This is a genomic window from Nocardia sp. NBC_00565 (genome assembly GCF_036345915.1).
In the GTDB taxonomy this organism is placed as follows: domain Bacteria; phylum Actinomycetota; class Actinomycetes; order Mycobacteriales; family Mycobacteriaceae; genus Nocardia.
In genome coordinates, this window is sequence record NZ_CP107785.1 from 4809422 (window position 1) to 4829800 (window position 20379).

At 67.2% G+C, this 20379-nt stretch carries 7 protein-coding genes; 3 read left to right on the forward strand and 4 right to left on the reverse strand.

Translation table 11 applies throughout. The features are described 5' to 3' along the window. Nucleotides 1-130: 130 nt before the first annotated feature. Both OG874_RS22645 and OG874_RS22650 read left to right on the forward strand, forming a co-directional pair. A complete protein-coding gene (locus tag OG874_RS22645; protein WP_330257126.1) occupies nucleotides 131-346 on the forward strand; it encodes an antitoxin in 216 nt (71 codons plus the stop codon). Next, complete coding sequence (locus tag OG874_RS22650) at nucleotides 347-646, forward strand: type II toxin-antitoxin system PemK/MazF family toxin (protein ID WP_330257127.1); 300 nt, start codon at nucleotides 347-349, stop codon at nucleotides 644-646. It abuts the gene before it with no gap. Nucleotides 647-656: 10 nt separating this feature from the next. Here OG874_RS22650 and OG874_RS22655 read toward each other — a convergent pair whose 3' ends face one another. From OG874_RS22655 to OG874_RS22675, 4 genes are all read right to left on the reverse strand, one after another. Further along, nucleotides 657-2021, reverse strand: a complete 1365-nt coding sequence (locus tag OG874_RS22655) for a wax ester/triacylglycerol synthase domain-containing protein (protein WP_330257128.1) — start codon at nucleotides 2019-2021, stop codon at nucleotides 657-659. Between the two features lie 129 nt (nucleotides 2022-2150). After that, nucleotides 2151-3083 carry an aldo/keto reductase gene (locus tag OG874_RS22660; protein ID WP_330257129.1) on the reverse strand — a complete coding sequence of 311 codons (933 nt, stop codon included), beginning with the start codon at nucleotides 3081-3083 and terminating at the stop codon, nucleotides 2151-2153. Nucleotides 3084-3129: 46 nt separating this feature from the next. After that, nucleotides 3130-17364 (reverse strand): amino acid adenylation domain-containing protein, encoded by a 14235-nt coding sequence (locus tag OG874_RS22665; RefSeq protein WP_330257130.1) that lies wholly within the window; start codon nucleotides 17362-17364, stop codon nucleotides 3130-3132. 778 nt (nucleotides 17365-18142) lie between these two features. After that, a complete protein-coding gene (locus OG874_RS22675; protein WP_330257131.1) occupies nucleotides 18143-18316 on the reverse strand; it encodes a hypothetical protein in 174 nt (57 codons plus the stop codon). A 382-nt stretch (nucleotides 18317-18698) separates the two neighbouring features. Between OG874_RS22675 and OG874_RS22680 the strand changes: the two genes are divergently transcribed. Beyond that, nucleotides 18699-19763 carry a hypothetical protein gene (locus OG874_RS22680; RefSeq protein WP_330257132.1) on the forward strand — a complete coding sequence of 355 codons (1065 nt, stop codon included), beginning with the start codon at nucleotides 18699-18701 and terminating at the stop codon, nucleotides 19761-19763. Nucleotides 19764-20379 lie beyond the last annotated feature (616 nt).

Sequence of the window (20379 nt, forward strand, 5' to 3'; positions counted from 1 at the left end):
CCGGGGGCGGCCGACGAGTTCGGCCGCCCCAGTGGGCGGAGTCCGAGTCGTGTCGACTCCGCATGCCGCTACTGAACACCACGGCTGATAAGCGCCAGATCCATGCATACCAGTCCGGTATACTGATCGCATGACAGTTCAGGTTGCAGTCCGTCTACCCGACGATATGGCCGCGTTCATCGATGCACACACGACCAACCGAACCGCCTACATCCTTGCGGCCCTCGAACGCGAGCGGCGGCGCATCCTCGCCGAGGCCGATATCCGCGCACTCGCGGTCGCTGACGACTCCGACGCCGCTGCCGTCGCTGGTCACGCCGTCCGCACGCCGCTGGATGTCGAGTAGGTGCGCCCGATCCACCGGGCCCGACTCGATAAGGTGCGCCCAGCGCTGGTACTCACCCGCGAACTGATCCGGCCGCACCTGAATCAAGTCACCGTCGCCGTGATAACCACGACTATCCGAGGCCTGTCCACAGAGGTGGAATTGAGCACTCGCAATGGATTGGCGCAGCGATGTGTCGTCAACCTCGACCTGGTGCAAACCATCCCGGTCGCCGATCTCGGCGAGCAGATCGGATGGTTCTATCCAGACCAAGAGGAAGGGCTCAGCGAGGCCTTGCGACTTGCCTACGACCTGAAGTGATCGGATCCGGCTAGTCCCTGAGGGCGGTGACGACTTCGTGGCACGACTCCTGCAGGATGTCGCGATAGTCGTCCAGGTCGGGGACGATCTCGGGATCACAGGCCACCGAGACGGTGAAAGTGTCGCCTGCGCCTACGAAGGAGTGGGCCAAGCCGATCTCCGGGAATACCGGCGGCAGCATGCCCGCGAAGCGAAACGGCTTGCCCAGCAATGACCATTCGGCGGTCGGCTCGCACCTGATGCTGGTCAGGATCGTATGTCCGTATGCGGGCGTCGCGGGGTCGGCGGGCGGCAGCGTACCGAATCTCGTCCGGTACGTGCGGCTCGGGAGTAGGCCGATCAGCTGGAGGCGGTTGAGTTCGCGGCGGCTCGACGGTGCGTGGCGGCGTGCGCGCAGGGTGGCCTCGACGGTCCGCGCACGATCGGCGAGATCGGGCTCGGCGGGCGCGAGCGCGACCGCGGCGGCGCCCACCCGATTCACACCCATCACGGCCGCGTCGGGCACCGCGATGGTGACGAGGGCCGCGAGGTCGTCAGGACACGGCTCACCCCGTTTTTCGAGATAGCGCTCCATGGCGCGCGAGATCGCGGTCAGGCCGACGGCCGTCACCGTGATCCCCGGTGTCCGGATGTCGCGCAGGTCCATGGGGATCGTCCGGATGGCGCGGTCCGGACCGATCCGGCGGTTGAGCACCGTCGGGCTGAGCGGTGGAATGTCGGGCCCGCCGTCGTCACCGTCGCGGGCGATCCGGCGCGTCTCGCCCCGGACGCGGAGGTTGAAACGCAACATCTGCAGCGGCCAGCGCAAGGCGCCGCCCACCGCGGTGAGCCGTAGGCGCGGGCGCTTGGCGGCGGGCCCGAGCCCCTCGATCCGCAGCGGTGTGGGCGCTGACGCGAACAAGGCCTCCGTCAGCGATGTCATCGCCGGGCCCGCCATCAACGCATGACTGATATGCATCATCACCACGGTGCCCGGGCCGGTCAGCGTCGCGATGCCGGATACCTCGGGGAATACGTGCAACTGCCAGGCGCTGACCCGCGCGTCCAGCGGTCGCGCCAGAATGCTCCCCATCCGATCGAGGCAGTCCGCCCAGTCCAGGTCCGCGACCGCATGGATGACGATATGACTATCGATCGGACTGTCGTCGACACCCCAGAACGGATGCCCGAGCCCGCCGGGCACCTCGTGGATTCGGCGGCGCAGCGGTTCGAGCAGCTCGGCCCGTTCGTCGAAATGACGGGCGATATCGGTGGCGGTCGGCGCTACGCCGCCCGCGCTGTCGAACACCCACCACATCGGCCAGTCGGTCACGCGCCCCGAGCGGGCGAAGTAGTAGTAGGCGGCGTCATTGGCCACCAACTGTGATTCGTGCATGATGCTGCTCTCGTCGATCCGATGTGCTGCACTCTGCCATCACGTGGAACGGAATCGAAATCAGCTGCCGGCGTTGCCGATCCAACTCTCGGGTCCCCGGCCCTGTTCGACCGGGGACCGGGCATTTCATCAGCCGCGGGACAATTTCGGCAGCAGGGAACGCCAACCACCCGTGCCCCCCGCCGCGGGCGGCGAACTCACCGCGGACAGGGCGGCGTATTCGTCGTCGGAGAGCGTGATGGTGGCAGCGGCGGTGTTCTCCTCCAGATGCGCCACGCTGGAGGTGCCGGGAATGGGCAGGATGACCGGCGAGCGCCGCAGCAGCCAGGCCAGCGCGAGCTGGGACGGGCTGGCATCGGTGCGCGCGAGGGTGTCCAGTGGACCACCGGGGCGGGCGAGATCACCGGTGGCCATGGGGAACCAGGGAATGAAGGCGATGTTGTTCGCCTCGGCGTAGTCGAGTACGTCCTCCGCGCTGCGGTTGACGAGGTTGTACTGGTTCTGTACCGAGACGATATCGGCGATCTTGCGGGCCTTGACGAGCTGGGCGACGGTCACCTCGGACAGACCGATGTGGCGGATCTTGCCCTCTTGCTGCAGCAACGCCAGCTCACCGAGTTGGTCGGCGAGCGGCACCTGCGGGTCGATCCGGTGCAGCTGATACAGATCGATGCGATCGACGCCGAGATGGCGCAGGCTCAGTTCGAGCTGCTGGCGCAGATATTCGGGGCGGCCGACCGGAATCCACTCACCGGGACGCGGCCGGGCCAGCCCGCCTTTGGTCGCGATCACCAGGTCGTCGGGATACGGGTGCAGCGCCTGGCGGATGAGTGTTTCGCTGACGAACGGACCGTAGGAATCCGCGGTGTCGATGAGGGTGATACCGAGCTCGACGGCGCGACGAAGTACGCGCACGGCCTCATCCGGGTCCTTCGGGTCGCCCCACACTCCAGGCCCAGGGAGCTGCATCGTGCCGTAGCCCAGGCGCTGGACCGGCAGGTCACCGCCGAGGGCGAAGGTGCCCGAGGCGGCGGCGGGGCGTGGCTGGGCTGCGGCGGTCATATTTTCCTTTCGAACGGCTGGGTGAATGATTCCACGACGCGCCACCTCATCGGCATTCGGCGAGGTCCTCCGGTATGCCGTCATTGCTCGGCGCGGGGAAGAAGCCCGAGTCGATGAAGGATCCGACGTAGGCGTCCAACGCGGCCGCATCGATCGGTGGGCAGTGGATTTGTTGCTTGGCGAGCTCGTTGCGGGTGTAGGTGTCGTCGACGGGTGCCGAAACACCGCCGTAGTTTCCGCTGACCAAGGCCGCGCGCACCAGGGAGTCGTCGCCCGCCGCATCACGCGCCGCGGCCTGCTCGGCCAGCTTGGTCGCGATCTCCTCCACCGAGGCGATCGCGACCGGTATCCCTTGCCTGCGCATGGCCTCGAATATGTCGCGGATGACCACCGGCCGCGAATTCACCAGGTGGTACGCCGTGCCGATCGCGGGCCGGTCGGCCAGCGCCACAATGGCCGAGGCCACGTAGTTCACCGGTACCAGCGACATTGTGGCGTCGCCGATGTCGGGGGCGAGCCCGAGGATGGCGGCCGCCCGGATCATATTCCAGAACGAGTCGTCGACACTGTTCACACCCTGCCGCGGATCGCCGCAGACGATGCCGGGACGGTAGATGCTGACCGGCACACCGCGTGCGCCTGCCTGCCGGACCAGTTGCTCGGCAACCCATTTGCTCGCCACATATCCGTTCGCCGACACCTCGTCAACGCTCAGTTCAGCGTTCTCGCGGCCGATGAAATCCGGTGCGGTAACGGCCGGAATCACGGTGTTGACGGTGGAGACGAAATGCACGGATTTGATCCGGGTGGTGGTCGCCAGGGTCAACACCTCACGGGTACCCGACACATTGGCCGCGCGCAGCCGTGCGTACGGCTCGATGTGGTTGACGCGAGCGCCATTGTGGTAGATCGCCGCGATCTGCTCGGCCAGCCGGGCATAGTCGGACTGGCGCAGCCCGAAGCGGGGCGCGCCGAGATCGCCCGCGACAGCGATGATCCGCGTCCGGTAGGCGTCGTCCCAGATCCGGTACTGCTGCAGGGCATCCTGAATCCGCTTGTACGCCTGCTCGTCATCGTTGGCGCGCACCAGGCACCACACCGATGCCCGGGTGCTGGCCAGCAGTTCCCGGAGCAGGTGCGCGCCGACGAATCCGGTCGCACCGGTGAGCAGCACATCCCGTGGCGGTTCGGAAGGCGCCGGCGCGAGACCCGCGCCACCGATCTCCGGCTCCAGCACGGCGTCGGCGGCAATCGTCGGGGTGTCGTCGACCGGGACCACCGCGGGCTCGTACGGATTGTCGAGGCGGGCGGCCAGGCCGCGCACGGTGGGCGCGGTGAACAGTGCCGCCATCGGCACGTCGATACCGAGCCGGGCGGTGAGGGCGCGCTGCAGCGTGAACGCCAGCAGCGAAGTGCCGCCGAGATCGAAGAAATCGTCCTCGGCGCCCACCCGGGCGGCACCGAGTACCTCCCCGAATACCTCGGCGACCGCCTGTTCGGTCACGGTCGCCGGTGCCACGAAATCGCGGGCCCGGAAGACCGGCCGCGGCAATGCGGCACGGTCCAGCTTTCCGCTGCTGTTCATCGGGAAGGATTCGAGCACCATGATGGCCGAGGGGACCATGTACAACGGCAGCACCTGCGCCAACGACTCACGCAGCGCATCGGCTTCGACTTCGGTTGTCGGCACCACGTAGGCGGCCAACTGGTCGCCGATCTCCGACGCCGACACCACGACCGCGGCCTGGGCGACGCACGGCTCGGCCAGCAGCGCGACCTCGATCTCACCCAACTCGATCCGGTGGCCACGAATCTTCGCCTGGAAGTCGGCCCGCCCCAGATACTCCAGCACGCCGTCGGCGCGGCGGCGCACCAGGTCACCGGTCCGGTACATGCGGGCAGCCGCCGGCCCGTACGGGTCGGCGACGAACCGATCCGAGGTCAGGTCCGTGCGCCCGAGGTAGCCGCGCGCCAATTGGCTTCCCGCCAAATACAATTCGCCGACGACACCGGCCGGCACGAGGTGCAGCCGGGTATCGAGGACGTAGGTGCGCGTATTCCACTGCGCCACACCGATCGGCACCGTCGCCTTATCGCTGGTGGACGCGGGCCGATAGGTCACCGACACGGCCGCTTCGGTGGGTCCGTACAGGTTGTGCAGTCCGGCATTCGACAGTGCGGCGAACTCGGCGACGGTACTCGGCGGCAGCGCCTCGCCGATGGCGAAGACCGCACGCAAGGACGCCAACTGCTCGGCGCTGGCGGCGGCCAGGAATACCTGCAGCACGGAGGGGACGAAATCGGTGAGCGTCACCCGGTGGGTGGCGATCAGCTCGGCAATGTAGCCCGGATCGCGTTGACCGCCCGGTGCGGCCAGCACCAATCGCGCGCCCACCGACAGTGGTACGAAGAAGCCCCACAGCGATACGTCGAACGTGGTCGCCGTCTTCTGCAGGTAGACATCATCGGGCCCGAACGAATACTGCGCCGCCATCCATTCGATCTGGTTGGCAATCGCGCCGTGGGACACCATCACGCCCTTGGGCCGACCCGTCGACCCGGAGGTGAACAGCACATACGCCGGGTGTTCCGGGCGCAGCGGTGCGCGCAACTCGCCGGTGCCGACGGGCTCGGCGGAGTATTCCGACAGGTCCAGGGCATCGACATCGATGACCCGCACCCCGGAAACGGGTACCGGGCTACCGTTCGTCGTCAGCACACAGACCGGCTCGGCCGTCTCCAGAACATACGTGATGCGGCCGACTGGATGGCTGCGGTCCAGGGGCAGGTACGCCCCGCCCGCGGTCAGCACCGCGTACATCGCGGCCACCAGCTCCGGCGAACGCGGCATCCACAGCGCCACTACGGATTCGGGGCCGATCCCCTGCGCGATCAGGTATCGGGCCAGGCGGTTGACCCGCTCATCGAATTCGCGATAGGTCCAGGCGGTGGTGTCGTGCACGACGGCCACCGCATCCGGTGCCGCGGCGACGGCGCGACGGTAACCGTTCAGCAGGAAATCGCTGGACACCGGGTGCGCCGTATCGACCGCATCGGTGAGCAACTGCCCGCGTTCGGCGGCATCGATCAGATCGATGTCACCGAGCACCGCGCCGGGATCACCGGCGATCACGGTGAGCAGGCGGACGAACCGGTCCACCAACTGCTGCACGGTGGCGTGGTCGAACATATCGGCGGCGTAGGTGACCATGCCGCCGATGCCGGTCGGGGTGCCCGCCGCATCGTAGGTATCGCCCACCATCCAATGCAGATCGAACTGCGATATCTCGATGCCGATGTCCAGGCTAGTGACGGTCAGATCCGGCAGTTCCAAGGCGACGATGTCCAGATTCTGGAACGACAGCGCCACCTGGTACAGCGGATGCCGGGTGGTCGAGCGCACCGGATTCAGCACGTCGACCAGCCGTTCGAACGGCACGTCCGCGTTCGCGAACGCCTGGATATCGGTCTCACGCTGGCGAGCGAGCAGTTCGGTGAAGTTCGCACCCGCGTCGTATCGCGTGCGGAACACCAGGGTGTTGATGAACATGCCGATCAGGTCGTCGAGTACTGCCTCGCCGCGGCCGGCGACCGGCCCACCGATCGCGATATCGTCGGTTCCCGACGATCGCGCCAGCAGCACGGCCAGTGCCGTATGCACGACCATGAACAAGGTCGCACCCTGGGCCCGTGCCAATTCGACCAGCGCACTGTGCGTTTCGGCATCGATCTGCACCAATACCCGACGACCGGCGTAGGACCGCGCCAGCGGACGCGGCCGATCCGAGGGCAGGTCGAGCTGATCCGGCAAGCCGGCCAATGCCTGGCGCCAGTAGGCGATCTGCTCGGCCGCCAACGATTCGGGATCATCCCCGTTGCCGAGCACATTGCGCTGCCAGATGCTGTAGTCGGCGTACTGCACCGCCAGCGGCGCCCAGGCCGGAGCCGATCCGGCGCAGCGTGCCGCGTACGCGGTCATGAGATCCCGCGCCAACGGACTGATCGACGAGCCGTCGGCGGCAATATGGTGCACCACCATCGCCAGCACGTATTCGCGCCCGGCATCGGAGCGTTCCGGGTGCGCCGCAGCCGCGCCGAGGTCGAACAGAGTGACCCGGAGGGGCACCTCGGTGGTGAGATCGAAGACCGTCCGCGCCAGTTCGACGACCTGCTCCGCGACGTCGGACGGGTCGATGGTCTGGATCCGCAGCTCCGGAACCGCCTGCGACGCAGGCAGAATCACCTGCACCGGCGCCGCCTCGACCTCCCCCGGAACCGCCTCGGCGAAGGGGTACACCGTGCGCAGGATTTCGTGGCGGGTCACCAGATCCTCGATCGCCGCCCGCAGCGCCGCCACATCGATGGCACCGCTCAAACGCACCGCCATCGGCACGTTGTAGGCCACCGACGCGGTGTCCAAGCGGTTGAGGAACCACATCCCCTGCTGCGCCAGCGACAACGGAATCCGCTCCGGCCGCGGACCTGCGGTCAGCGCCGGACGGCTGCTGCCGGCCGAGCTCTCGCTCAGCCGTGCCGCGAGCGCGGCCACCGTAGACGCCTCGAAGAGCAGGCGGACCGGGACACGGATATCGAATGCGGCCCCGATGCGCGCCGCCACCCGGGTGGCGATCAGCGAGTTGCCACCCAGTTCGAAGAAGTCGTCATCGGCGCCGACCGGCGTCGCGGGACCGAGCAATTCGGTGAATACGCCCGCAACCGTCTCCTCCCAAGGCCCGGACGGCGCCCGGTATTCCCTGGTGTGCAGCACGGGAGCGGGCAATGCGGCACGGTCGAGTTTACCGACCGGGGTCAGCGGAATCTCGTCGAGCACCATGACCGTGGTGGGCACCATATGCGCGGGCAGGCTGCTCGCGGCGAACGCGGTGAGTTCCTCGGCGTCGGCCGCCATACCGGTGGCGGCATGCACATAGGAGACGAGAATGGTTGCGCCATCAGTGATTTCGTGTCCGATGGTGACCGCGAAGTCGACGGTTTCGTGCGCCGCCAGGACCGCGTCGATTTCGCCGAGTTCGATGCGGAATCCGCGTACCTTGACCTGGAAGTCATTGCGCCCCAGATACTCCAGCGCACCGTCGACCGTCCGCCGGACCAGATCGCCGGTCCGGTAGAGCCGGTCGCCATCGCGATCGAACGGATTCGCCACGAACCGGGCGGCGGTCAGCGCGGGCCGCTCATGGTATCCGCGTGCCACCTGTGCGCCGGTGATGTAGAGCTCGCCAACGGCTCGGTCCGGCACCGGGGACAGTCGCTCGTCCAAGACGAACTCGGTGATGCCACGGATCGGCCCGCCGATGGTGACGGTCTCCCCCGGCACCATCGGCGCGCTGATATTGGTCATGATCGTGGTCTCGGTCGGGCCGTACCCGTTGTAGAACTCGCGGGTGCGCCGTCCGGCGATCGGAATCGTCCAGCGCCGCACCAGCTCCGGCGGGCATGCCTCGCCACCGGCGATCACGACGCGCAGCTTGTCCAGACCCGTCGGGTCGACGGACGCCAGCGCCGCAGGGGTGATGAACGCATGCGTCACCCGCTCCCGGCGCAGCAGGGCGGCCAGTTCCTCGCCGCCGTAGACAGTCGGCGCGGCCACCACCATGGTCGCGGCGCCGCCGATCGCCAGCAGCAGTTCCAGCACCGACGCGTCGAACGACGGCGAGGCGAAATGCAGGGTGCGTGAACTGCTCGTCACCCGGTAACGCTCGCGCTGTTCCTCGCAGAAGCTCGACAGTCCGGCCTGCGTGACGACCACGCCCTTGGGCTTGCCCGTCGATCCGGAGGTGTAGATGACGTAGGCCGGATGCGCGGCGCGCAATGGCCGCAACCGATCCGCGTCCGTCACCGGTTCGGCGCTGTAATCGTCGAGCCGCCGATCGATATCGCCGGTATCGATGGTCAGCCACGGCACCTCGTCGGGCAGGCCGGCACCGACCTCGGTGACCGTAAGTCCCAGTACCGCATGCGAATCCGCGATCATATGCCGGACCCGCTCGGCGGGATAGTTGGGATCCACCGGGACGAATCCGGCACCGGTCTTGGCGATCGCCCACACCGCGAGCACGGAATCCGCCGAGCGCGGAATGCCGATCGCGACCAGATCCTCCGGGCCGATGCCACGGTCGATCAGCAGTCGCGCCAGCCTGCTCGAGCGCTCGTCGAGGTCGACATACTCCCATTCGGCCAGCTGCTCCGTGGCGTCGGCGAAGACCACCGCGACACCGTCCGGATTGCTGTCCACCGCATCGGCCAACAGCTGCGGCAGCAGCGTGACCTCTTCGGTCGGACTCGGCTCGGCGGTCCGAACAGGAGCAGCGAGTGCCCGGTCCCGTTCCGCGGCGTCGAGGATGTCGATGGCTCCGACGATCACCTGTGCATCGGCGGCGACCGCAGCGAGGATCCGCTCAAATCGTCGGCCGAGGCCATGGATGGTGGCTTCCTCGAAAACGTCTGTCGCATAGGCGAAGCCGATCACCAGCTCGTCCGGCGTGCCATCCGCACGCTGCCGCGGCTCGACGATCACCTGCAGGTCGAATTTCGCGACGATCTCACCGGTATCGACGGCCGAGACCGTCAGATCGGGCAACTCCAGTGTCGGCTGCTCGATGTTCTGGAACGACAGCATCACCTGGAACAGCGGATTAGCCGAGACGGCGCGGGCGGGCAGCACCTCTTCGACCACCCGCTCGAACGGGATCTCCGCATTGGCGAAGGCGGACAGGTCGGTTTCGCGGACCTGTTCGACGAATGCCGTGAACGGTGCGCCGCGATCGACATCGGTGCGCAGGGTCAAGGTATTGACGAACATGCCGACCAGATCGTCCAGTTCGGCTGAACCGCGACCCGCGATCGGCGTGCCGATCGCGATATCCGAGCCGCCGGACAGCCGCGCGAGCAACGCGGCCAGCGCGGCGTGCACGACCATGAACAGCGACGCATTGTGCTGGCGCGCAAGGTCGGCCAAAGCAGCGTGGACCTGCGCGGGCACGGCGATATCGGTCGAGCCACCGTGCAACGATGGCTGCGCCGGACGCGGACGGTCCAGCGGCAGTCGCGCGGTTTCGATCACACCGGCCAGCTGTCGCCGCCAATACGCCAATTGCTGTGCGGCAATGGAGTTCTCGTCGTCCTCGGTGCCGATGACTTCGCGCTGCCAGAGCGCGAAATCGGCGTACTGCACCGGTAACGGAGCCCAACCCGGTGCGGTCCCCGCGGTGCGCGCGAGATAGGCGGTCGCCAGATCCCGCGCCAGCGGTGCCAGCGAGACGCCGTCCGCCGAAATGTGATGCGTGACAAGGACGAGCAGATGCTCGTCGCGGGCCGGATCGGAGAACAACCGGATGCGCACGGGCGGATGTTCGGTGACATCGAATCCGGCGGACAAGAGTGCCGCGACCCGGTCCGGATCGGCGGTCGTCTCGACCTCCAGTCCGTTCGGCAGCGTTTCGGCCACGGACAGGATCTCCTGGCGCGGCGTCGCGTCCGGGCCATCGACCGGGAACCTGGTGCGCAGCGCTTCGTGTCGCTCCAGAACATCCGCGACGGCAGCGCGCAGTGCGGGCACGTCCAGGGTGCCCGTGAGCCGGATGGCAAATGGCAGGTTGTAGGACGGGGATTCGGTATCGACCTGGTTGAGCACCCACATCCGATGCTGTGCCAGCGACAGCGGGATGCGCTCCGGTCGTACGGCCCGCGTCAACGGCGGCCGATCCGCGTTCGCGGCATCCGGCACGATACGCGTCGCCAGGTCGGCGACCACCGGCGCGTCGAACAGCGTGCGCACCGGCACCCGCGCGTCCAACGCCGCACTCAGCCGGGCCACGACCTGCGTGGCGACCAGCGAGTTGCCACCCAGGGTGAAGAAATCGTCATCGGCGCCCACCCGGTCCACACCGAGCACCTCGGCGAATACGCCGGCCACGATCTCCTCGAACGGGGTGGACGGCGCGCGGAATTCCCGGCCGGACAGGCTCGGCCGCGGCAACGCCTTGCGGTCCAGCTTGCCGCTGGTGTTGATCGGGAACTCGGCAAGCTCCACGATCGTGGCCGGAACCATGTACGCGGGCAGTGTGCCCGCCAGCTCGGCACGCAACGGCTCCAACTCGAGGTGCGCGCCGGGCACGGGGACCGCGTAGGCCACCAGTTGGTCGCCGAGCTCCGTTGGCACCACCAGGACGGCCGCCTGGCTCACCGACGGCTGCGCCAGCAGCGCTGCCTCGATATCGCCGAGTTCGATACGCTGTCCGCGCAGTTTTACCTGGAAGTCGGTGCGGCCCAGGTATTTCAGGACACTCGGCGCACTCCAGGCCACCAGGTCGCCGGTCCGGTACATCCGCTCGCCCGTTCCGAACGGGTTGGCCACGAACCGTTCCGCGGTCAGATCCGCGCGCCCGAGATAGCTGCGGGCCAGCTGATCACCGACGAGGTAGAGCTCACCGGTGACCCCGGCGGGCACCGGCCGCAGACGGGAATCCAGCACGTACAGGCGGCTGTTCCAGACCGGCGATCCGATCGGCAGACCGCCCTGATCGTCGCCGGTCGCAAGCCAGGTGGTGACGGCGACCGCGGTCTCGGTCGGCCCGTACACGTTGAGCACCGACGCGTCGCAGACCGCTCGCACCGCGGCCACGGTCTCCGCGGGCAGCAGCTCGCCACCGACGATGATGTGCCGCAGCGTCGCAATCGCACCGGCGGGCGTGTGGGCGGCGAACACCGCGAGCATCGACGGTACGAAGTCGGTGACGGTAACCTGGTGCGCCGCAATGGTTTCCGCGATGTAGGTGGCGTCGCGATGGCCGTCGGGCGTGGCCATCAGCAGCTTGGCGCCGACCCGCAGCGGAATGAAGTAGCCCCACATCGAGGCATCGAAGGTGAAGGCAGCCTTCTGCAGGTACACGTCGTCGGCATGCAGCGGATATCGGGACTGCATCCAGGCGAGATGGTTGCCGATCGCCCGGTGCGAGACCGCGACGCCCTTGGGCCGTCCGGTGGAGCCGGAGGTGAACAGCACATACGCCAGGCTCTCCGGGCGCACCGGCCGCAGCAGCTCCCCGGCCTCCAGCGGGGTACCGGCGAATCCGTCCAGATCCGCGGTGTCGATGTGCAGCACCGGAATTCCGTCCGGCACCGGCACGGCGTCCGCGGTCGTGGTGAGCACGCACACCGGCCGCGCGGCGGTCAGCACGTGCTCGACGCGCTCGACCGGATGATCCGGGTCCACGGGCACGTACGCACCGCCCGCGGTGAGGACCGCGTACATGCCGACGACCAGATCCAGCGAGCGCCGGACCGCGAGGCCGACCAGCGATTCCGCGCCGACACCCTGCGAGATCAGCAGGCGGGCCAGGCGATTCACCCGCTCGTCGAGTTCCCGATAAGTAAGCGTCGCGGAGCGACTCGTTGAGGGGTGGTGGTCGGGCGACGGGTGGGCCAGCGTCGCGGAGCGACTCGTTGAGGGGTGGTGGTCGGGCGACGGGTGGGCGAGCTCGGCGCCCTCGTAGACCACCGCGACCCGATCCGGATGCGCCTGCACCGCTCGGCGGTAGCCGTCCAGCAGCAGCTCCGGTTCGACCGGATGCCGGGTGTTGTTCCAGTCCAGCAGAATTCGATCCCGCTCGGCGTCGTTCAGCATGATGTCGATATCGCCGACCCGGCCCGTTGGCGCACCGAGCAGTGCCTCCAGCACCCGGTTCAGCCGTGCGGCAAGGGATTCCACCTCATCGGCGCGGAACCGTTCGCCCTGATACTTGTACGTCAGCTCGATCGTCGAGGTCGCGGTCACCAGCACCGTCAACGGGTAGTGCGTATCGTCGCTGGTGCCGACACCGGTCACCGACATACCGTCGATGGAACTGGCCGCGGTGATCGCGTCCCGGTCGATCGGGTACGACTCGAAAACCAGCAGGGTGTCGAATTGAGCTCCGGCACCGGCGATCCGCTGGATATCGGTGAGACCCAGATAGTGGTGGTCGAGCAGCGCCGCCTGCTCGCGCTGCAGCGACTGCAAGAACTCGCCGACCGCCAGCCCGCCGTCGATCCGCACGCGCACCGGCAGCGTATTGATGAACAAGCCCACCATCGACTCGACGCCGGGCAGCTCGGCCGGACGGCCGGACACAGTGGTGCCGAACACCACATCATCGCGACCGGTGAGCCGCCCGAGCAGGATGCCGAGGGCCGCCTGCACCAGGGTATTCACGGTGACGCCGAGTTCAGCGGCCCGCCCGGCGATCCGGCGGGTGCGGTCGGCGTCGATCTCGGTGACCACCTTGCCGAGATCGTGGCTTTCTGCCGTGCGCTGATGGGGCGCGAGCTGAGTCGGCTCGTCCACACCGGACAGCGCCTGCGCCCATGCCCGCTCCGAATCCGCCCGATCCCGGCCCGCCAGCCAGCTCAGGAAGTTGCGATAGGACGGCACTCGCCCCAGCGCGGACAGGTCGCCACGAACCGCGTACAGCACCAGTACATCTCGCATCAGCAGCGGCATCGACCAGCCGTCGAGCAGGATGTGGTGGGAGGTGACCACCAGATGCCACTGTTGTTGCTCGGTGCGGTACAAGGTAAACCGAATCAGCGGCGCCACCGACATGTCGAAGCGGGTTTCGCGCTCCAGCGCGACCTGCCGTGTCAATTCCGCCAACCGCTCGGACTCGGTCAGCTGCGTCAAATCCACCGAACGCCATGGCATTTCGACCTGGTCCAGGACTATCTGCACGGCGCGGCCGTCGGCGCCGGCGACGAAGGCGGTCCGCAAGTTCGGGTAGCGGTCCAGAATGGCCTGCGCCGCCGCCCGCAGTCGCTCGACCTCCACTTCGCCACTCAGGTCCACGACAGTTTGGGTGGTGTAGACATCGACGCTCGACTCGGTGAGCAACGCGTGGAACAGCAGCCCGGACTGCAATGGCGCGAGCGGCCACACATCCGACAGCCCTGGGTAATCCCGTTCCCACACTTCGATATCCGACTGACCGACCGTGATCAGCGGCAGATCCGACGGCGTCCGGCCACCGGCATCGGGCCGCTGCGCGTGCGCGGCCAGCGCGTGCAGCGCGGCGACCCACAGATCCGCGAACTCCTGCGCTCGCTCCCGCGACAACAGCCCGCTCGGAAAGGCGAACGACGCACTCAGCTGCGGACCGTCCGCGCCGTCGGTGACGATCGCGTTGATGTCGATCACGCCGTTGGCGGGCATATCCGGGTCCATCTCGGCATCCAGCTGCCCCAGATCCGCGACCGGCACCCACCCCAGCTCACTGAGCTGCGCCGGAATCTCCCCCGTCGACATCCGACCCAGATAGTTGAAGCTGATCTGGGTGACATCGCCCAGTTGCGTGGCGGTCTCGGGGTTCAGGTAGCGCAGCAGGCCGTAGCCGAGCCCCTTGTCGGGGACCGCGAGCAGCTGTTCCTTCACCGATTTCACGATGTCGCCCATGGCTTTTCCGCCCGCGAACGCGTCGGCGAGATCGGCGCCCGCGAGATCGAGCCGGACCGGGAACGCACTGGTAAACCAGCCGACGGTCCTGGACAGATCCGCGCCGGGGACGAGCCCTTCTTCGCGCCCATGGCCTTCCAGCTTGACCAGCGCGGTACCGCCCACGATTTCGCCACGCCACTTGCTCACCGCCAGCGCCAACGCCGAAAGCAGGCCGTCGTTGACACCACCGCGATACCGGTCCGGGATCGCGGTCAGCAGCGCATTGGTCACCTCGGCGGGCACCGTCACCTCGACACGATCGACGGTGGCGAAGGTATCCACCGCCGGATCGAACGCACGCGCACCGAACAATGGGTCTTCGGTACCCGAAACCTGTTGCCAGAACGGCAGTTCCGTGATGCGCGCCGGATCGTGCGCCGCATCGCGCAGCGCGTGCGCCCAGCGCCGCAACGATGTTCCGTTGGCGGGCAACGCCACCGGCTGCCCCGCCGCGAGTTGGGACCAAGCCATTGCCAGATCCGGGATCAGAATCCGCCAGGACACCCCGTCGACCACGATGTGGTGCGCGACGACCAGCAATACATCACGACGGCGACCGCCCTGCGGGAACGCGAACCAGACGCACTGCACCATCACCGCATTCGCCGGATCGAGTCGGCCCAGCGCCGCGTCGTACTCGACACTCGCCCGGCGCGACAACTCCGCATCATCGATATCGGCGGGCAACTCGACCCGATGCACCAGCGCATCGACATCCACCGCGCCGAGCTCCAACGCCTCGAAGATCCGGGCAGTGTCCGATGTGGCTTCGCGCAACCGAGCGCGCAGCATGTCGTGGTGGTCGACGACCGCACCGATGGTCGCGACCAGAGTCTCCTGATCGATGCCGTCGGGCAGCCGCAGCGCCATCGACTGCGAGAACCGCTGATACGACGAGTCATCCGGCAGCATCGCCGCCATGATCGGCAGCAACGGCAGCTCGCCGACCCCACCACCGGGCAGTTCCGCCAGCCGCTGCTGCTCCACCGCATCGGCCGACGTGGCGATCTCGGCCAATGCCGCGACCGTGCGATGTTCGAACACCGCCGCGGCGGTAAATACGACACCGCGCGCTTTGGCCCGCGAGACCAGTTGGATCGACAGGATCGAATCGCCACCCAATCCGAAGAACGAGTCGTCGCGACCGACGCGCTCGACGCCGAGCAACTCGGCGAATACCTCGGCGATGATCTCCTCGACCGGCGTCTCCGCCGCACGGAACGCACGGGTGGCGAAGACCGGCTCGGGCAGTACCGCGCGGTCGAGCTTGCCGACCGAGGTCAACGGGATCTCGTCCAGCACCACGAAGGCCGCCGGAATCATGTACGCGGGCAGCGACTCCCCCAGGAAATCCGCGAGCACGTCGGTGTCCACCTCGGCCCCGGCTGTGTTCGCCCACCCCGCCGGCTCCGCCGGCTGCCGTCCCCTAGCCGGCAGCACATAGGCCACCAGCGCGGTCGCCCCCGACGGCAGCGTCTTGCCCAGTGTCGCCGCGAAGTCGATATCCGGGTGGCTGGTCAGCGCGTTGTCGATCTCGCCGAGTTCGATGCGGAAGCCGCGGATCTTCACCTGGAAGTCCGAGCGACCCAGGTACTCGATGGCGCCACCCTCCGCGCCGTCGGATTCGGTACGCCGCACCAAGTCTCCGGTGCGGTACAGCCGCGCGCCCGGGTTGCCGATATCGGCGCCGAACGGGCTCGCCACGAACCGGTCCGCGGTCAGCCCCGGCCGCCCGAGGTAGCCCTGCGCCAGCGCGGGACCCGACAGGTACAGCTCGCCGGTCACCCCGGCGGGCACCGGGCGCAACCGAGAATCCAGCACGAAGGCGGCGACTCCCGCGATGGCCGTGCCGATAGTGATGGGCTCGCCGGGCACCAGGGGCGGGGTGCCGGTGGCGAGAATCGTCGCCTCGGTGGGCCCGTAGCCGTTGTAGAACTCGCGTTCGCCCGCCCAGCGGCCGACCAACTCGGACCCGAACTTGTCACCGGCCACCACGACGACCCGCAGATCGTCCAGACCCGCCGGGTCCACCGATTCCAGGGCAGCAGGCGTGATGAGCATGTGCGTGACGCGCTCACGCCGCAGCAGCTCGGACAGTTCGAAGCCGCCGAACACGGTGGGCGGCGCGATCACCAATGTCGCGCCTGCGGAAAAGGTGAGCAACAGCTCGAGCACGGATACGTCGAAGTTCGGCGAGCAGACGTGCAGGACCCGCGACTCCCCGGTCACCCCGTAACGCTCGCGCTGCGCGGCCACCAGCCCGGCCAAGCCGCTGTGCGAGACGACGACGCCCTTGGGTCGTCCGGTCGATCCCGAGGTGTAGATGACGTAGGCCGGGTGCCGCTCGTCCAGCGGACGGACCCGGTCGGTGTAGGAGATCGGATGTCCCGGCTGCTCGGCAATGCGCCCGGCCCGCACCGGATCATCGAGTTCGACCCAGTCCACACTCGTACCGAGCACCGGCCGGTGTGCGGTGGTGGTCAGCCCGAGCACCGCGCCCGAATCCGAGAGGATGTGCGCGATCCGCTCCGGCGGATACCCGGGATCCACCGGCACATACGCCGCGCCGGTCTTCGCGACCGCCCACACGGCCAGCACCGATTCGATGCTGCGCGCGATGCCGATCGCCACCACGTCACCGGCACCCACCCGGTGGGCGATGAGTTCGCGTGCCAACCGCGATGACAGCTCGTCGAGTTCGCGATAGGTCAGCTGGCGTTCGTCGGACCGATCGCCCGACGGATCGAACCGGATGGCGACGGCACCGGCCGCGGATTCCACCGCGGCCGTGAGCAAATTCCCGAAGAGTAGTCCGACTCGGCGACGACTACCCCGTGCGGAACGACGATCCCTTGCCATTTCCGGTACTTCACCTCTCACCTACGCCGAAACTGCCCACGCAGAACAGCACCCGGTAATGAGAATGCGGTTCACGAAACAGACGACTATATCGTCGCGGGCCAAGCGCTCGATTATACGACCAGCAAACTTCTCACGCGTTCCCGAGAGTGGGGATGTGGCAGGATTACTCGCCCGAAGGGACGCGACAGCCCGCACTCCGCGGACTTCGACGGCCCCGGCGAGGCCGGCCCGGCGCTCCACCCATCAACTACCTCCACTCCGGAGTAATGCACTCTCGCTATCATGATTCCGGCACGCAAACCTCCTGTCGCAACAAAATCTCCGCCAATTGCTCAGCACGCACGGACAACCGCACCCCCATCCACTATCGCAGGTAACCAGTTCACCACCGGCTATGCAATTCTCCGACCGGTCCGCCCGGTGACCCGGCTGGTCGACACCAAAAAACGTGATCTCCGTAACACTTTCACGGTAGCGGAATAAGCGAGGCGAAGAATTTGAAATAACTCTCGCTCACAAATGGCTTACCTTGGAGCCCACTCCAGGCGATTGCCGAGTTCGCATGAGCGAAGTGTGGTTCATCACCGGCGCCTGGCCAGGCTTCGGCCGCGAGTGGACGCTCGCCGTCCGGGAGCGCGGCGACCGTGTCGCAGACACAGCCAAAGGGGCCGTTCGCCGTCCGAGCGGATGGCGAACGGCCCCACGCGGGTGGCTACAGCTTGCTGACGGTGGAGTTGTCCGAACCCGACACCGCCTTGTAGAGCAGGTAGAGCCCGAACACCACCGCGCTGATCACCAGAATCGGGAACAGCCCCTTGATCAGCGCACCGATGATGGCGAGTGCGATCCAAACGACCGCGACGACACCGATGATCTTCCAGAACATTTCATGCCTCCAGGAGTCTCAGGCGAACCGCCATTCCGACGATCCGACTCCTCCATGCTGGCAGTCGCACAATGATAAATCACCAGCTCAGCACCGATATCCGGGTGAAGTTCAGGGTTCACCCCGACGTCGCACCACGCCGCCTTCGCCGCGTGGAACCGCGACGGCCGCGAAGCCGAGCGGATCCGCCGTCACACGAACGCCGGTGCCGCTACAGTGGATCCGTCCCGATCGCTGAGCGTTCCCAGCGACAGCGGCCTTCCGCACCGAAGCGTATGTTCTTGCGACACAATGTGATCGTTGTTGTGTCCGCATCTAGAAAGTAGGCGAGCTACGTATGACCAGATACGCGCATTTTGTCGGCACTCTGCCTACGGAACTGATGACCAGCGATAGCGCCGTCATGCAATGGTTCGCCGACCGCGTCGAGGGCCGGCCGACCACCGCGGTGCCCTGCGACCTGGATCCGGACTGGATCTTGGACTATCTGCGTGCACGCAAGGACGCCGACGTCTTCGAAGTCGTCCAGGCGGGTGAGTTCGCCGACTACTCGGACTTCCCCAGCTACGGTCTGCGCTCTGGCCGCAAGCTGGAACCACAGCATGTGTCGATGGGCCGGGTCGAACGAATCGGTAACGTCGTCACCGCATTCGAAGCCTTGCAGGGCAGCCGTCCGGCGCTGGCCGAGACGAAAGTCCAGATAAGCCAACCCAATCCGCTGGATCTCGCGATGTTCGTCTTCGCGGGCGCGGCAGTCTCCGCCGGGCTTCCCGTCGGGCCGGCCTTGCGCCGCTCGAATCTGGTGGTTGCCGCGCTGCGGCAGCTGCCGGTGTTCACCGAGGCGATAGTCGAAGAGATGCGCGCGGTCATCGATCAGCACGGCGACCGCGTCGTATGGCAGGTGGAGTCGCCCATCGCGCTGTTGAGCATGGTCAAAGCCGAACAGCTGCATTCACTTTGGGCGCTTGCCCCGCTGGTCGCGCGGCAGCTCGCCGACTTTCTCGCGCAGATTCACGAGATCGGCGCGGACTCTATCGTGCACCTGTGCTACGGCGACTACCAGCACAAGAGCCTGCTCGCTCCGCGCAGCCTCGCACCCGCGGTGGCGCTGCTCAATCGCACTGCACGGCTGCTGAACACGCGCGGCGCCGCCCTGCCTCCGGTGCATATTCCCTGCGCTTTCGGTGCCGAGCCGGCACCGCTCGACCCCAGTTTCTACCGGCCACTGCGCAATCTCGACCCGGACTGGCGGGTGATCGCCGGCGTCGTTTCACCGGACTCTCCCGATGGCAGCGCCGCCGCGCTCGGTCTGTTCGAAGAGGCCGCCGGCCGAACCGCTTACGGTGTCGCCGGCGCATGCGGACTCGGGCGATGCACGGTCGAGGCCGCGGAGCAGGCGGCCGCGACCACCCTTGCCGTGGCAGGCGCCGGCAACACAGGCGCCTAGGGGCCTTACGGGCACAGCCCGCCAATCGCGGTGCCGCTCGCATGATTCCGTCGAGCGCACCGGCAGGGCAGCCCTCGCGTTGCCGACAACATCCGGCGAATGGGCTCCACCGCAAGGTAATCCGCGCAGGTCGGCTGTCGGCCGGGCATCGGCCGGGTCTGCGCTGAGTTCACTGGCGGATTAATTCTAGGTGGAACGACTCGTGCGTTCCGGGGGTCGGCCTTACTCTGAATATGTAGGGAGAGTGGGGTGATGACGATACGACACCGACCATCGCCGCCTGCCCGAGACAGTCCATGTGCCCGCCGCGGACCCGCGTAGCTGGGCAAATACCCTCCCCGCAACGGTTTTCACACCAGCATCGACGTCACACTGCTGCGACGTCCTCGTCATATCGCATGACGATGGTTCGGTATGAAAGTCTCGTGCGGGGATATTCGCAACTCTTCAGTTAACTAACTCTGTCTCATATTTGGCGCCTAATTGCGTTCTCACAGTTGAGTATTCGTCATTGATTGCTACAATCTATGACGTGCGTCGTTACCATGGCTAATCAGCGGCAATACTTAGCTCGGGTTCGCCTACAGCCGTGGGCGACCCGGACTCGGTTCGGCCG

What these genes read in the sequence shown, in the direction of transcription:
- OG874_RS22645 (WP_330257126.1), top strand. Translation starts at nt 131, where the DNA reads ATGACAGTTCAGGTTGCAGTCCGTCTACCCGACGATATGGCCGCGTTC.
- OG874_RS22675 (WP_330257131.1), bottom strand. Translation starts at nt 18,316, where the DNA reads ATGTTCTGGAAGATCATCGGTGTCGTCGCGGTCGTTTGGATCGCACTC.
- OG874_RS22660 (WP_330257129.1), bottom strand. Translation starts at nt 3,083, where the DNA reads ATGACCGCCGCAGCCCAGCCACGCCCCGCCGCCGCCTCGGGCACCTTC.
- OG874_RS22680 (WP_330257132.1), top strand. Translation starts at nt 18,699, where the DNA reads ATGACCAGCGATAGCGCCGTCATGCAATGGTTCGCCGACCGCGTCGAG.
- OG874_RS22655 (WP_330257128.1), bottom strand. Translation starts at nt 2,021, where the DNA reads ATGCACGAATCACAGTTGGTGGCCAATGACGCCGCCTACTACTACTTC.